Raw genomic sequence first — 13,397 nt, 5'->3', positions numbered from 1 at the left:
GTCCGCCATGCGCGCTCTTTTGATCCCGCTTGCCTTCGCCGGCTTCTGCAACGCCGCCCGGGCTGGCGACATATCCAGCGTCTATACCGATCTCGTCTGGGAGAAGGACTGCGTGACTTATGCCCAGGCGGAGGAAGGCGACGGCGACTGGGCCGACCTCGCCTGTTCGGGTTATGGCGGCTACCCGGTGATGGTTTCCTACGACGACGCGCGGGAATCGCTGTTCTACGGCTTTCCACCCGGCGATATGACCACGGTCTGGGAAAGCTTTTCCGGCCTCAACTCGGCTGGACCTAAAGTCGAGTGGCGGATCGAAACCAACGGCAAAACTACCATTCCGTTCGCCGTCATTCATCGTCGCTCGATCAGCGATACCGAGGGCGAGAACAAGTCGACGGAAGTGTTGATCGTCGCCAAGGTTGCCCAGCCTGACGCCCACGAAGGCTGCACGATCGGCCTTGTGCTCGCCACCGGCAATCCCGCCGCCAACGATCAGGCGCGCAAGCTTGCCGACGAGAAGGCACGCACCTTCGCCTGCGGCAAGGACAAGCGCGTAGTGATCGGCGACGCGCCCGCTTTCGGCCGCGTCGACAACTGATTATTTGCGCCCGATAATTACTTGCGCTTGGCCCGCTCGATTGCCTCGACGATCATCTTCTTGGCATAGGCCGCATCGTACCAGCCTTCGATCTTAACCCATTTGCCGGGTTCGAGATCCTTGTAGTGCTCGAAGAAATGCTGCACTTGCTGGCGGGTAATGTCAGGCAATTGCGTGTATTCGTGGACGTCCTCGTAGCGTAAGGTCAGCTTGGGCGAAGGCACAGCGATGACCTTCTCGTCCTGGCCGGCATTGTCCTCCATCACCAGCACGCCGATCGGCCGCACATTGATGACGCAGCCTGGCACCAGCGCGCGCGTGTTGCAGACCAGCACGTCGATCGGGTCGCCGTCGCCCGATAGCGTGTGTGGTACGAAACCGTAATTGCCGGGATAGCGCATCGAAGTGTGAAGGAAGCGGTCGACGAACAGCGTGCCGGCCTCCTTATCCATCTCGTATTTGATCGGCTCGCCGCCGATCGGCACCTCGATAATGACGTTGACGTCCTCGGGCGGGTTCTTTCCGCTGGCAATCGCTTCGATACGCATCGCTTTATCCCTCTCTCGATTGGAGATCGATAGCGGGCGACGGCGAATGGTGCAATGCGGCGAATGGTACGGGGAGATCGTCCGAACCGAAAACCGGCCGGATCATGCGCTGGCCGTCATTCCCAGACGAAAGCGACCTTCTTCAGCGCCTTCTGCTCGAAGATCTCGACGCCTTCGGCAACATCGCGGCCACCGGCGCCGGCATAGAAGGCAAGTGCGTTCTGGTTGTCTTCAAGCGCCCAGACCACCATGCCTTTCAGGCCATGGTCGGCCAGCCGTGCCCGCGCGGCCGAGAACAGCCGGCTGCCGAGCCCGATGCCTTGATATTCCGGCCGCAGGTAAAGTTCGTAGATCTCGCCCTGCTGCCTGAGTTCGCGGGCGCGGTTCTTGCCGATCGTCGCATAGCCGGCAATTTTGCCGCCGATTTCGACGACCAGGACGGTGGCAGCGCGGCGAATGGCATTCGCCCACCAGTCGGCGCCGCGGCGGTTGATCATCGATGTCAGCGTGCGGTGCGGGATGATGCCCGAATAGGCGCCGCGCCAGGCCTCGAGATGCACGTCGGCGATGGCGGCTGCATCGCGCGGTTCGGCTTTCCTGATGTCGATGCTCAGCGTATTCATGATTGGTTAACCATAAACCCGCCGCGCCCGATTGCAAGAGTCCGGTCAACCGCCGCGATGCTTTCACACAGCCGGACGGTGCGTCCTTGAGACGCTGCGAAACCGCTTTTGGCGAGATCAAATCTCGACCAGATGGTCGTCCAGTTCGTTGCTGTCGCCAGTCGAGACCGGAAAATGCTCGGCCAGTACCGCACCGACTGCTTCGATCGCCTTGACGAACCCGTCGGCAAGCCGATCGTCGCCGGCATGCGCCGTAAGGTCGCGGACGACACCGTCCCAGACATGCTGGCCGACACGAGAATCGATGCCGCTGTCGGCGACCACCTCGGCATAGCGCTCGGCAATCGAGACGAACACCAGCACGCCGGTGCGCGCCGTGGTGCGGTGGACGTTGCGGGCGAGGAACTGCTTCATCGCATTGACGTGGGCGGCCTGGTAGCGCAGCCGCCTCGGCACCAAATGGATGCGCAATGCCGGCAATGCCCACAACAGGATGAGCACACTGGCAAGCGCCAGAAGCTCGGCGATGACGAAATGCGGCAAGCGGATCGACAGCCACCAGGCTTCCAGCCCATAACCGACGGCGAGGCTGACGACGAGCATGCCGAGCATCGCCATGAAAGCGGCCGGGAAGAAATAGCCGTCGCTGGCATGCGCCACGACGCAGTAGATCTCGCCGTCGGTCTTTGATTCGGCAGCGCGGATCGCATCGGCGATGCGCTCATGATCCTCGGGACTGATCGGTCGTGTTGCCATGATTGATGTCTCACCAGCTTCCTGAAGAACCGCCGCCGCCGGACGAGCCGCCGCCGCCTGAAAACCCGCCGCCCGAACTTCCGGACGACCAACCGCTGCCGGAACTTCCAGACGACCAGCCACTGCCGGACGAGGTCCCCGACGTCCAGGCACCGCCACCGGAGGATGACGAAGCTGGCCCGCGGCCGTAGCGGAACGTCATGCCCAGCCACTTGTACACGCCCGGCGACAGTTTCGTGCCGAAGATCGGCGGCAGGAACGCCATTGCCAAGCCGCCGAAGAACATCGTCGCCCACAGGACGATGAACAGCATGAAGATGGGATCGACAGGATTGTCATTCGCCGGATTGCGCTTGCCGCGCGCCTCCAGTTCTTCGGGATTGCCTTCCAGCACCATGATCATGTCGTCGACGGCCTTGCTGATGCCGCCTGAGAAATCGCCGGCACGGAAGGCCGGCACCATGTCGTTTTCGATGATCAGCTTGGTGTGCAGGTCGGTCAGCGTGCCTTCCAGCCCATAGCCGACTTCGATGCGCATCTTGCGGTCGTTCGGCGCCACCAGAAGCAGGACGCCGTTGTTCTCCTTCGCCTGGCCCAGTTTCCAGGCGCGGAACAGCCGGTTGGCGTAAGGCTCGATCTCCTCGCCGTCGAGGCTGGGGATGGTCGCGACGACGATCTGGTCGGACCCTTTGGTCTCGAACTCGGCAAGCTTCTGCGTCAGCGCCGCCTCGGTTGCGGCATCGATGATGCCGGCATTGTCGACGACCCGTCCGGTCAGCGCCGGCAGTGCGGCGGCGAAGGCCGCGAAGCCGACCAGCAGCACCGCCATGGCCAACAGCGCGGTGCCGATCGTTTTGGTGAAACGGCCGGATTCCACCGGGCTGACGGCGTGTCTTGTCATCTCGTCACCAACTTCCCGAGGAGCCGCCGCCGCCGGACGAACCGCCGCCGCCGGAAAACCCGCCACCGCTTGAACCCGACGACCATCCCCCGCCGGAACCTCCCGACCAGCCGCCGGACGACCGCCGGTTTGGCTCGAAGGTCATGCCCAGCCAGCGATAGCGGCCGGGACCGATCTTCCGGCCGAAGATCGGCGGCAGGATGGAGGCTGCGAGGCCGCCGAAAAAGATGATTGCCCAGATGGCTATGAAGATCGTGAAGAACAGATCGTCGCTGTTGAACGGCGGCTGCTGGTTGCGTTCGCCGCGCGCCTCCAGCTCTTCGGGATTGCCTTCCAGCACCATGATCATGTCGTCGACGGCCTTGCTGATGCCGCCTGAGAAATCGCCGGCACGGAAGGCCGGCACCATGTCGTTTTCGATGATCAGCTTGGTGTGCAGGTCGGTCAGCGTGCCTTCCAGCCCATAGCCGACTTCGATGCGCATCTTGCGGTCGTTCGGCGCCACCAGAAGCAGGACGCCGTTGTTCTCCTTCGCCTGGCCCAGTTTCCAGGCGCGGAACAGCCGGTTGGCGTAAGGCTCGATCTCCTCGCCGTCGAGGCTGGGGATGGTCGCGACGACGATCTGGTCGGACCCTTTGGTCTCGAACTCGGCAAGCTTCCGCGTCAGCGCCGCCTCGGTCGCGGCATCGATGATGCCGGCATTGTCGACGACCCGTCCGGTCAGTGCCGGCAGTGCGGCGGCAAGGGCGGTGAGCGGGAGGAACAGACCAAGGCAAAGAAGAAGCAAAGTGACGCTCAGAAGCGTCAGGTTTGCACTTCGTCGCGCCCCCCTCTGTCCTCCCGGACATCTCCCCCACTTGGGGGAAGATCGACTATCGCGACCGCTTTCGCCAACTCCCAAGGTCGGTGATTGGCCGCCTTGGCAAGAGCTGCCAATCTCCCCCCAAGTGGGGGAGATGTCCGGCAGGACAGAGGGGGGCGCGACGGAATACAAGGCCAACAGGCCCAGGCTCAACAGGCGCCGTTCACCCGCCTTGCGTGGTGTTGGTGCCGAAATCGACCTTCGGCGGCTGCATCTTGTCCTCCTCGATGGTGAAATTCGCAAACGGCTGGTTGCCGCGGAACCACAAGGTCGCCCAGATCACCGACGGGAAGGTCCTCAGCGTCAGATTGTACTCTCTCACTGCCTGGATATAGTCGCGGCGGGCGACCGTGATCCGGTTCTCGGTGCCTTCGAGTTGTGCTTGCAGCGCCAGAAAGTTCTGGTTGGCCTTGAGATCGGGATAGTTCTCCACCACCGCCAGCAGGCGCGACAGCGCGCTGGTCAGGCCGGCCTGGCTGTCCTGGAATTTCTTGAAGGCTTCCGGATTGTTCAGCGTTTCCGGCGTCACGGTCACCTGCGTCGCCTTGGCGCGCGCTTCGACCACGGCATCGAGCGTGTCCTTCTCGTGCGCCGCGTAGCCCTTGACCGTGTTGACCAGATTGGGGATGAGATCGGCGCGGCGCTGGTATTGATTCAACACCTCGCTCCATGCGGCCTTGGCGTTTTCCTCAGCTGTTGGAATGGTGTTGTAGCCGCAGCCGGCAAGCAGCGGCAGCATGACGGCCATAACCAGGAACGCAGCTAAATTACGGAAGATTGGCGGCGAAGAAAGGCGCTGGGCAAGCATGATAAGTCCCCTCGATAGCATTGGCAGGCGAAGCATTAGCACAATCCTTGCGTAAGAAAATGACTTCGGCCGAGAAGTGTTACTGGTTTCTGCCATTCGCCGTCGGGCCCTGTGACAGACGAGGCGAACGGGTTAAGCTCGGCATAAAACGGGACATCACCATGGCGAAACGCCACGACAGCGACGCGGAATCGCGCCGCATCATCGAACGGGTGGCGCGCGAGACCGAGCCGGGGGGCACCTCGTTCCTTGCACGAACGACTAAAGGCGCGCGCGACCACGTCACTGCGGCCGATGCCGACCGGTCGGACCCGATCGAATATTGGGGCACCCGCATCGGTCGGGCAGCGGGCTTGCTTATTGCCATCGGCCTGTTGATCTGGCTCGTGCTTTTCGTCACCAGGGGCAGTTAGGAAAAATCAATGAGTGCCGAAAAAACCGACGCGCCGCGCGCGGTCATCGTCGTCTCCAGTCATGTCGCCCGTGGCTCGGTCGGCAACCGTGCCGCTGTCTTTGCGCTGGAGACGCTCGGCTTTCCGGTTTGGGCGGTACCGACCGTCATCCTGCCCTGGCATCCGGGCCATGGCCGGGCCACCCGCATTGTGCCGCCGCTGGACCAGTTCAAGGCGCTGATGGCCGACCTCGAGCGCGCGCCGTGGCTGGGCGAGGTCGGCGCCGTGCTGTCCGGCTATCTCGGCGAGGCTGGCCAGGCCGAAGCCGTCGCTTCGCTGGTCGGCGCGGTCAAGGCGAAGACGCCGGACGCCCTCTATATCTGCGATCCGGTGATGGGCGATTCGGGCGGGCTCTACGTACCTGAGCCGACCGCAATCGCCATGCGCGACCGGCTGATGCCGATCGCCGATATCGCCACGCCCAACCGCTACGAGCTGGAATGGATGGCCGGAGCGCCGCTGCCCGACTTGAAATCGGCAATGGCTGCAGCCCTGCAGGCCGGCCCACCGGCCATGCTGGTCACATCGGCGCCGGCGATGATGGCCGGCGGCACCGGCAATTTGCTGCTCGCCGGCAGAGAGGCACTGCTTGCCGAACACCGGCTCATCGACAAGCCGCCGAATGGGCTCGGCGACCTGACGGCTGCCGTCTACCTGGCGCGGATCCTGTCCGGCCAGCCGGCCGCCAAGGCGCTGCAATCGACCACGGCGGCGGTCTACGAGATCCTGGCGCGGACCGCCAAGCGCGGCGGCGACGAGTTGCAGCTCGAGACCGATGCCCAGAGCCTGTCGCACCCGATGGCGATGGTGCAGCTTCGCCATCTGCTGCATCCGGAACGGGACCGCCGGGCGTGACGCAGGCCGAAGACGCCGTGCCCCAGGATGATGCGCCCGAGGATGTTGCGCCCGACGATGTTATGCCCTGGGGTGTTGTGCTTGTCGGCGTCGACGGTTGCAAGGCCGGCTGGATAGCCGTCCGCCGCGATCCCGGTGCGGCACCGTCGACAGCCGTTTTCCCGAGCTTCGCGGCGTTGCTCGACCGACTGCCCGCCGACTCGTTGGTAGCGGTCGATATGCCAATCGGCCTGCCCGATTTCTCGCAACGAGGCGGTCGCGGCCCGGAGGCGCTGGTGCGGCCGCTGCTCGGGGCCCGGCAGTCCAGTGTCTTTGCCATCCCCTCCCGCGCCGCGCTTTACGCCGAGGTCGAAGCCTTCACCACGGTCGATGCCTGGTACGCCGCACATCGCAAGGCAAGCGAGGTGGCCAGGACAACCTCAGATCCGCCGCGCGGTGTCTCGATCCAGGCCTTCGGCATCTTCGCCAAGATCCGCGAGATCGATTCGCTGCTGATCGCGCGGCCCGAACTGCGCAGCCGCGTCTTCGAATCGCATCCGGAAGTTGCCTTCTGCAAACTGAACGGCGACCGCGCTATGCGCCTGCCGAAGAAGATCAGGGGCAACATCAATCCGGCCGGCATGGCCGAACGCAAGGCGCTGCTTGCCCAACATGGTTATAGCCAGGATTTTCTCGACCAGACGCCGCCGCGCGGCGCGGCCGCCGACGATTTCCTCGACGCCGCGGCGATGATGGTGGTTGCCGGACGCATCGTCAGAGGCGAAGCAATGCCGTTTCCGGATCCGCCGCTCGCCGATCGTTTCGGCATTCCGGTCGCCATTTGGGCCTGAGGACCGGGGCGTCACGAGCGTGATCTGAGCGCCTCGTTGAGTGCCCACATATCCTTCTCCTCGGGCGCGGTCTCCAATCCGAGCACGGGAACTTGCTTACGCAAATGGTCGTGGTGGGTGCGCACGCCATATTCGAGATCGGAGAGGTAAAAACCTCCGAAGGCTTCGGACAGCATGGATTCGTTGGACCATATCGAAAGCTGCACGTCCTCGGCCAGCGTGTCGCGGTCGATGCGGTAGGATAGGTAGCGGGCTGCCGCCTGTTCCCTGGTCTCGTCGCGATAGCGGTAGATGGCGCCGCGCAGCAGCGTCTCACCCGTCGACAGCGGAAATTCCTGATAGAACTGCACCGATTCCGGCATGATCGACAGCACGTTGTTCGGGAAGATGCCGTAGTAGATCCAGGCCTTGCGCAGGTGTTCCGGCAGGTGCTTCGCCTCGGGTGCGAGCTTGATGTACTGCGCGACGCTCCAGCGCCGTCCGGCATGCGGATTGTAGGTGGCGAACGAGCGCGACACGCCGTTGACGAACGGCTCGTCGAAATAGGTCGCACCGTAAAGGTCCTGCAGCGCCGGATGCGCCATGGCGACGTGGTAGCCTTCATTGTCGACATCGCGCACCGACTTCCAGTTGACCGGCGTCCTTTGGGTCCAGATGCCCCAGGATGGCACCATCTCGGCGACGCCGTAATGGGCAATCTCGGCTTCGATCGGCTTCAACAGCTCGGCCACCGATGGCTGCGGCCCACCCTTGCGGAAACGGATGAAGATGAAGCCCATCCAGATTTCGAGCTCGAGCGGCATCAGGCCGAAATCGGTCTTGTCGAGGTCGGGGAATGAACGGGGGCGGGCAGCACCGCGCAGCGTGCCGTCGAGATTGTAGACCCAGCCATGAAAGGGGCAGACCAGCGCATTCTTGCAAGTGCCCTGGCTGTCGGCAACGACGCGACTGCCGCGGTGGCGGCACATATTGTTGAAGGCGCGCACAACGCCATCCTTGCCGCGCACGATCAGCGCCCGCTCGCCGACCACATCCATCGTCAGATAGTCGCCGGCGTTCGGCACGTCGCAGACATGGCCGGCGATCTGCCAATGGTTGCGGAAGACGTGCTCTTTCTCGAGTTCGAGCAAGGCGTCGGAATGATAGCTCCAGCCCGGCAGCCCCCGCCGATCCCAATCGTTGGGGATTGCCACGTCACGTAGATGCGGGTTCATAAAGGCTCTTTATTTATTGAATGGTCGTTCAATAAAAGCATATTTTCCATTGAAATGCAATGGTTTGGAAAAATGGGGATAAGTCTTGACGGGAAATCGAACGGGATTCGAGAGCCCAGTCCGAACGATCGAAGCCGGGAAAATCCCGGGAATTCCAGACGTTAATCCCCTTACACTTGTTGAGCGCCCGACGCTCCGTGGGCCTGGAAAGGCGACGCGGATCTGGTGCCGTGGGTAGCGGAAAACGAGCAGAGAATGCCACCGGTGCTGCCAGCTACGCCGGATCGGTTTGCCCAGGAATGGCCGCGGGCTTGGTTTCATGCCGGTTACACAATCGTTAATTCATCATCGTTGGCCGGTTACAAGGTGCGATTAGGTTCGTTTCAACAGAGAAAAGAAGATCACCGATACCGACCTTCGCCAGCAGGGTCCCCAGCGTAACGACCGGCGCCCGAAGCTGGCGCTGCGCCAGCGCGCCAGTGATCATCCGATGGCGATGTTCATGCTGCTGGCGGCTGCCGCATTTGCCGGCATGGCGTTGACGCCTACCGTCGGTCCGGCCTTCGCCTCACTGAACCCGCCGGCCAACCTCATCGACGGCGCGACGACCACCACCAAGACGGCGCGCCTGCCGGCGCCGGAGATCGATTTTGCCTGCAAGGGGCAGGCCTGGGGCGCCGAGAGCCTGGACTGCCTGCGCGTCATCGCCGCCCAGTCGGGCAAGGCACGGCCGGTCCGCATGATCGCCAACGCCGCACCACTGGCCGATACGCCGAACGTTTTTTGATTTTTTGCGAGCGCCCTCCAGCACTCCAGTCAGGCTCCCGCCGCAATGTCGGCCGGGAGCCTTTTTCTTCCGGGAGAGATCTCGGAGTCTAGCCGCCCAGAGCCGCCTGCTCGGCAATGGCCGAGAGCACGCCGCGCACATCCAGCGTGCTGAACGGCTTTTCGAGGATTGGCGGCCGCTGCGGCGCCGGCAGCGCCTCGATCTCGCCTTTCGCGCCGATCAGATCGCCGGTGACAAGCACGAAGCGCTGCGCCAGACCCGGCAATTCGGCGAGTAGCTCGCGATAGGCGGCTATGCCGCTGGTACCGGGCATGCGCAAATCGGAAAACACGATGTCCGGCGGGACATGGCCACTCAGCGTCGCGGCGGCCGAGACCCAGGCCGGCACGATCCGCGACTTGATGCCCATCAACTCCAGAATGTCGGACAGCGACGCGGCGACATCCGGCTCATCGTCTATGATCAGCGCGTGACGCAAGCCGCTCGACCGCGACGGAGCTTCGCCGGCGGCGGCCGCGCCGGCCGCGATCGCCGGCAGCTGCACGACAAAACGCACACCTCTCGGCGAAACCTCCTCGAACCAGATATTGCCATTGTGCCGCTCGATGATCGATTTCGAGATCGACAGACCGATGCCGGTACCGACACCGACCGGCTTGGTGGTGAAATAGGATTCGAATATGCGTGAGCGTATCGCTTCCGGCACGCCTGGTCCGTTGTCCTCGACCGAGAATCCGGGATTGCCGCGGTCGCTGCGAAACGTCCGGACCTTGATCCGGCGGTCGCCGGCAACGCCGGCCAAGGCGTGCTGGCTGTTGATGAGGAAGTTGGCGGCCACTTGCGTCACGTGGTCGGCATCTGCCATGGCCAGCAACGGGCCGCTGGCGAAATCGGTGTCGATGATGATGCCGCTCGACCGTGCGCCATAGGCGGTCACTTCGAGTGCGGCGCGGATCACCTGGTTGAGGTCGGTTTCGGCCTGTGCGGCCGGGTGCAGGCGGACCATCGACAGGAAGCTCTTGACGATACGGCCGCAGCGCTCGGCAGCGGCGCGCACCTTTTCGGCGCGCACCTTGGTCTGCGGATCGGCGGCGAATTCATGCAGCAGCGTCGACTGGGCGACGACCACGGCCAGCGGGTTGTTGAGCTCGTGCGAAACGCCGGCAAGCAGCGAGCCCATCGCCGCCATCTTCTCGTTCTGGTGCAGTTTTTCGCGCTGGCGGTTGATTTCCTCCTCAGCCCGCAACTTGTCGCGCAGGTCGCGGATCGAGCCGAAGATCAGCTGGCGATCGGCGACCCGCATCTCGGTTGCCGTCAGCTCGATCGGAAAAACCTCGCCGGCGGCATTCTGGGTGACCGTTTCAAGCCGTTGGCCGACCATCGGCGCGCCGCGGCCCGACATGTATTCGGCACCCGACGCATAGCCCTTGCGGTAATATTCCGGCACGACCGTATCGAGCAGGTCCTTGCCGAGGATATCGCTGCGCCGATAGCCGAACATCTTCTCGGCGGCCGGATTGAATTCGATGATCGAGCCGGTCTCGTCGATGACGATGATGGCGTCGAGCGAGGCCTGCAGCATGGTGCGGCGAATGACGTCGCTGGCATGCGCGTCGGAGGGCGATCGTTCGATGGCATCGCCGATGGCGAGTGCCACCATGTGCAGCGCCGCCTCTTCCTGGTCGGTCCATTCGCGTTCGTTGACGCAATCGTTGACCGCCAGCGTGCCCCACAAATTGCCGTGCGAAAAGACCGACACCGACAGGAACGACTTGATGTTCTGCTTTTCGAAATCGGTCCGCAGAAAGCCTTCGAGATCGCGTGTGTGCCCGGCGAAGATCTTGCCTTGACGCTCGTCCTCCGCCAGCCGTTCCAGCAATGGGTCCGAATCGACGACCGACTGCACGATGACGGTAGGTGACGCCAGCTCACCGCCAAACCGGGGGGCGATCCAATAAGCGGCGACCGACTGGGCGAAACCCTGGCCGGGCAGTTCGCGCAGGCGAAACAGGATGCCGCGGTGACAATCCATGGCTTCGCAAAGCGTCTGGAGGATACCTTCCATCTCGCGCTGCCAATCGCCGGCTTCGCGCAGCCGGCGAACCACATGCACGGCCACCATCGCCGCGCCCTGCCTGGCGCCCTGCGTGTCCGCGCGTGCTGTTTCAGCCGTCATGGTCATTTCCTGGCCTTGGCTTGCTCAAGCCGCCAGGCCTCAGTTATTTTCACCGGCCGGCAGCGAGAAGATATAGCCTTCGCCGCGCACCGTGCGCAGGAATTTCGGGTTGGCCGGGTCCGCTTCGATCTTCTTTCTCAGCCGCATGATGCGGATGTCGACCGCGCGGGACGATTCCGGGTCCTCGACGAAACCGATCGCCTCGGAGATCGCTGCCCGCGTCAACAGCCGGTTGGCGCGCGTCAGGAACACCTCCAGGACGTCGAACTCGCTCTTGGCCATGTCGATGACCGCACCGTTGGCGCCGGTGACGAGCCTGCCGTCGAGATCGGCGTGAAAGGGTCCGAAGCTCACGGACCGGCGGCCGCCGGATGTCTCAGGCTTGGCCTTTTGTGGCTCGGTCGGCTCAGGAACGCGACGCAGTACGCTGCGCACCCTGGCCAGCACTTCGCGCAATTCGTAAGGCTTGACGATGTAATCGTCAGCGCCGAGCTCCAGTCCGACGATGCGGTCGAGCGCGGTACCGGCGGCCGTTGCATAGATGATGCCGATCGGCATTTTCGACCGCATCCAGCGGCCGAGCGACAGGCCGTCCTCGCCCGGCATGGCGATGTCGAGAATGGCCAGATGGAAGGACTGGGTTTCCAAAAGGTCGCGCGCCGCCGCCGCACTTTCGGCCGTGGCCACATCATAGCCGCTGGCGCCGAGATACTCGGCGACCGCATCCCTCAGATCGGGCTCGTCCTCGACGATGACAATTCGTGCCCGCACGATGCTTTCGCTCCCGCTTTCAGTGGAAAGTAGATTGGGTATAAACATGATGTCCAGCACTCTTCTTGGGTTGCCGTATGCGGGGTAGAAAAACATGGCTGCACGATCCGTTATCGCGCTTGTTTCCGTCGCTGAAGTAATTGCGACCGATCTCGCCGATCATCTCGAGCGGCGCGGTCATGACGTCCGCGCGGCGCGACAGCCGTGGGAGGCCGAATCGCTGCTTTCGGAAAAGGGTATCGATGTCGTGGTTGTCGGCGACAGCGTCAGCCAGGCGGAGGGGCGCGACCTGCTCAGGCGACATGGCGGCGAAGGTGGACCGGATTTCATCCTGATCTGCCGCCCGGCCGATCTGGTCGACAAGGTTCTGGCGCTCGAACTCGGCGCCGCCGACGTCGTCGAAAGCCCGCTCAATGTCAGGGAGCTTGCTGCTCGCGTCGGCGGCCTTCTGGCTCGGCGCGGCAGGAGCGCCGGGGAACTGATCGTGCTGGAGAACGCGACCGTCGATCTCCGATCGGCCATCGTCATGCACCGCTCGGGCACGGAAGAACAGCTGTCCCCCGGGCAGGTGGCGCTGCTCAGGCTGTTCCTGGCCAGCCCGCGCAAGGTGCTGACGCGGGACGACATCATCGCCGCCGCGCCCGCCGAAAATGCCGAAGCCTTCGACCGGTCGATCGATTCGCGCATCGTGCGGCTGCGCCGCAAGCTCGATACCGAAACCATCACCACCATACGGGGTGCGGGTTACCGGTTCGATCCGCCGACGCAATTCGCCGATTGAAGGCAGGACGGCCACCCTCTTGTCTAGAGCATCGGATTTTCCCAAAACCGGTTTCCACCTTGGGGTCCGATGCTCTTCAGCGCACCACGAGAAGCGACGGGCCGGACAGCATGTCACCGTTCGTGCTGACCTCGCCGGCATGGGCACGTTCCTTCAGCAGCACGGTGGCGAGGCCGGCAATGCCGAGCAGCCCCTGCACGTAAAGCGGGGCGGAAAGCACGGAAGCGGCGAATTTCGTTTTCATCCTGTTCGTTCCTCAAAATTGGAATTTACGGGCACTTCAGGGGAACCCCCGAAGCGCCCGCGCCGCCAGCGGAGCCCCCCGTTGCGGCGCGGGCCTTCGGTCCTCTCGGCTGCAAGTTGCCGGAGGCGCCGCGCATCCTCAACGGCCCTAAGCCGCCCCCGCCAGAGGGGCTTGAGCCGGTCGACGCGCAG

At 63.6% G+C, this 13,397-nt stretch carries 16 protein-coding genes; 6 read left to right on the top strand and 10 right to left on the bottom strand.

Annotated elements, in window-relative coordinates; translation table 11 throughout:
* Nucleotides 1-7 precede the first annotated feature (7 nt).
* Nucleotides 8-598, top strand: a complete 591-nt coding sequence (locus tag NKJ12_RS03840) for a hypothetical protein (protein WP_352509070.1) — start codon at nucleotides 8-10, stop codon at nucleotides 596-598.
* Between the two features lie 17 nt (nucleotides 599-615).
* On the opposite strand, the gene ppa is transcribed toward NKJ12_RS03840, so the two are convergent.
* The 6 genes from ppa to NKJ12_RS03810 all read right to left on the bottom strand — a co-directional run bounded on the left by ppa (nucleotide 616) and on the right by NKJ12_RS03810 (nucleotide 5,096).
* Nucleotides 616-1,146: an inorganic diphosphatase gene (gene ppa / locus NKJ12_RS03835; protein ID WP_023721304.1), complete on the bottom strand. Its 531-nt coding sequence runs from the start codon at nucleotides 1,144-1,146 to the stop codon at nucleotides 616-618.
* 116 nt (nucleotides 1,147-1,262) lie between these two features.
* A complete protein-coding gene (locus tag NKJ12_RS03830; RefSeq protein WP_023678138.1) occupies nucleotides 1,263-1,769 on the bottom strand; it encodes a GNAT family N-acetyltransferase in 507 nt (168 codons plus the stop codon).
* Between the two features lie 117 nt (nucleotides 1,770-1,886).
* The gene (locus tag NKJ12_RS03825) at nucleotides 1,887-2,525 is read right to left on the bottom strand and encodes a TPM domain-containing protein (RefSeq protein ID WP_352701297.1); all 639 of its coding nucleotides are present in this window, start codon (nucleotides 2,523-2,525) and stop codon (nucleotides 1,887-1,889) included.
* 10 nt (nucleotides 2,526-2,535) lie between these two features.
* Nucleotides 2,536-3,426: a TPM domain-containing protein gene (locus tag NKJ12_RS03820; protein ID WP_502898801.1), complete on the bottom strand. Its 891-nt coding sequence runs from the start codon at nucleotides 3,424-3,426 to the stop codon at nucleotides 2,536-2,538.
* 4 nt (nucleotides 3,427-3,430) lie between these two features.
* Nucleotides 3,431-4,234 (bottom strand): TPM domain-containing protein, encoded by an 804-nt coding sequence (locus NKJ12_RS03815; protein ID WP_352701426.1) that lies wholly within the window; start codon nucleotides 4,232-4,234, stop codon nucleotides 3,431-3,433.
* Nucleotides 4,235-4,451: 217 nt separating this feature from the next.
* Entirely contained in the window at nucleotides 4,452-5,096 is a 645-nt protein-coding gene (locus NKJ12_RS03810; protein ID WP_352470713.1) for a LemA family protein, read from the bottom strand.
* Nucleotides 5,097-5,257: 161 nt separating this feature from the next.
* Here NKJ12_RS03810 and NKJ12_RS03805 point away from each other — a divergent pair, with 161 nt between their 5' ends.
* The 3 genes from NKJ12_RS03805 (at nucleotide 5,258) to NKJ12_RS03795 (ending at nucleotide 7,233) form a co-directional block, all read left to right on the top strand.
* Complete coding sequence (locus NKJ12_RS03805) at nucleotides 5,258-5,509, top strand: hypothetical protein (protein ID WP_352701295.1); 252 nt, start codon at nucleotides 5,258-5,260, stop codon at nucleotides 5,507-5,509.
* A 9-nt stretch (nucleotides 5,510-5,518) separates the two neighbouring features.
* Entirely contained in the window at nucleotides 5,519-6,403 is an 885-nt protein-coding gene (pdxY, locus tag NKJ12_RS03800; RefSeq protein ID WP_352470715.1) for a pyridoxal kinase PdxY, read from the top strand.
* 62 nt (nucleotides 6,404-6,465) lie between these two features.
* Nucleotides 6,466-7,233, top strand: a complete 768-nt coding sequence (locus tag NKJ12_RS03795; protein ID WP_352683763.1) for a DUF429 domain-containing protein — start codon at nucleotides 6,466-6,468, stop codon at nucleotides 7,231-7,233.
* A gap of 11 nt (nucleotides 7,234-7,244) precedes the next feature.
* Here NKJ12_RS03795 and NKJ12_RS03790 read toward each other — a convergent pair whose 3' ends face one another.
* Complete coding sequence (locus tag NKJ12_RS03790) at nucleotides 7,245-8,447, bottom strand: aromatic ring-hydroxylating oxygenase subunit alpha (RefSeq protein ID WP_352470716.1); 1,203 nt, start codon at nucleotides 8,445-8,447, stop codon at nucleotides 7,245-7,247.
* Between the two features lie 400 nt (nucleotides 8,448-8,847).
* On the opposite strand from NKJ12_RS03790, the gene NKJ12_RS03785 reads away from it, so the two are divergent.
* Nucleotides 8,848-9,234, top strand: a complete 387-nt coding sequence (locus NKJ12_RS03785) for a hypothetical protein (RefSeq protein WP_352701425.1) — start codon at nucleotides 8,848-8,850, stop codon at nucleotides 9,232-9,234.
* An 88-nt stretch (nucleotides 9,235-9,322) separates the two neighbouring features.
* Here NKJ12_RS03785 and NKJ12_RS03780 read toward each other — a convergent pair whose 3' ends face one another.
* Nucleotides 9,323-11,410, bottom strand: coding sequence for a PAS domain S-box protein (locus tag NKJ12_RS03780; RefSeq protein ID WP_352701294.1), 2,088 nt, complete (start codon nucleotides 11,408-11,410; stop codon nucleotides 9,323-9,325).
* 39 nt (nucleotides 11,411-11,449) lie between these two features.
* The gene (locus NKJ12_RS03775; RefSeq protein ID WP_352701293.1) at nucleotides 11,450-12,229 is read right to left on the bottom strand and encodes a response regulator; all 780 of its coding nucleotides are present in this window, start codon (nucleotides 12,227-12,229) and stop codon (nucleotides 11,450-11,452) included.
* A gap of 46 nt (nucleotides 12,230-12,275) precedes the next feature.
* On the opposite strand from NKJ12_RS03775, the gene NKJ12_RS03770 reads away from it, so the two are divergent.
* On the top strand, nucleotides 12,276-12,962 hold the full coding sequence (locus NKJ12_RS03770) for a response regulator transcription factor (protein ID WP_292663715.1): 687 nt from the start codon (nucleotides 12,276-12,278) through the stop codon (nucleotides 12,960-12,962).
* Between the two features lie 76 nt (nucleotides 12,963-13,038).
* Here the strand turns inward: NKJ12_RS03770 and NKJ12_RS03765 are convergent, their stop codons facing one another.
* Entirely contained in the window at nucleotides 13,039-13,206 is a 168-nt protein-coding gene (locus NKJ12_RS03765) for a hypothetical protein (RefSeq protein WP_352701291.1), read from the bottom strand.
* Between the last annotated feature and the right edge of the window lie 191 nt (nucleotides 13,207-13,397).

Source organism: Mesorhizobium sp. M0195, assembly GCF_040322115.1.
Taxonomy (GTDB): Bacteria; Pseudomonadota; Alphaproteobacteria; order Rhizobiales; family Rhizobiaceae; genus Mesorhizobium.
The sequence above is the reverse complement of the archived record's forward strand: the minus strand, read 5'-3'. Positions and strand labels throughout refer to the sequence as shown.

Bases quoted from the DNA above. Each gene is read 5' to 3' on its own strand.
- NKJ12_RS03840 (WP_352509070.1), top strand. From the start codon at position 8: ATGCGCGCTCTTTTGATCCCGCTTGCCTTCGCCGGCTTCTGCAACGCC.
- ppa (WP_023721304.1), bottom strand. From the start codon at position 1,146: ATGCGTATCGAAGCGATTGCCAGCGGAAAGAACCCGCCCGAGGACGTC.
- NKJ12_RS03830 (WP_023678138.1), bottom strand. From the start codon at position 1,769: ATGAATACGCTGAGCATCGACATCAGGAAAGCCGAACCGCGCGATGCA.
- NKJ12_RS03825 (WP_352701297.1), bottom strand. From the start codon at position 2,525: ATGGCAACACGACCGATCAGTCCCGAGGATCATGAGCGCATCGCCGAT.
- NKJ12_RS03820 (WP_502898801.1), bottom strand. From the start codon at position 3,426: ATGACAAGACACGCCGTCAGCCCGGTGGAATCCGGCCGTTTCACCAAA.
- NKJ12_RS03810 (WP_352470713.1), bottom strand. From the start codon at position 5,096: ATGCTTGCCCAGCGCCTTTCTTCGCCGCCAATCTTCCGTAATTTAGCT.
- NKJ12_RS03805 (WP_352701295.1), top strand. From the start codon at position 5,258: ATGGCGAAACGCCACGACAGCGACGCGGAATCGCGCCGCATCATCGAA.
- pdxY (WP_352470715.1), top strand. From the start codon at position 5,519: ATGAGTGCCGAAAAAACCGACGCGCCGCGCGCGGTCATCGTCGTCTCC.
- NKJ12_RS03795 (WP_352683763.1), top strand. From the start codon at position 6,466: ATGCCCTGGGGTGTTGTGCTTGTCGGCGTCGACGGTTGCAAGGCCGGC.
- NKJ12_RS03790 (WP_352470716.1), bottom strand. From the start codon at position 8,447: ATGAACCCGCATCTACGTGACGTGGCAATCCCCAACGATTGGGATCGG.
- NKJ12_RS03780 (WP_352701294.1), bottom strand. From the start codon at position 11,410: ATGACGGCTGAAACAGCACGCGCGGACACGCAGGGCGCCAGGCAGGGC.
- NKJ12_RS03775 (WP_352701293.1), bottom strand. From the start codon at position 12,229: ATGTTTATACCCAATCTACTTTCCACTGAAAGCGGGAGCGAAAGCATC.
- NKJ12_RS03770 (WP_292663715.1), top strand. From the start codon at position 12,276: ATGGCTGCACGATCCGTTATCGCGCTTGTTTCCGTCGCTGAAGTAATT.
- NKJ12_RS03765 (WP_352701291.1), bottom strand. From the start codon at position 13,206: ATGAAAACGAAATTCGCCGCTTCCGTGCTTTCCGCCCCGCTTTACGTG.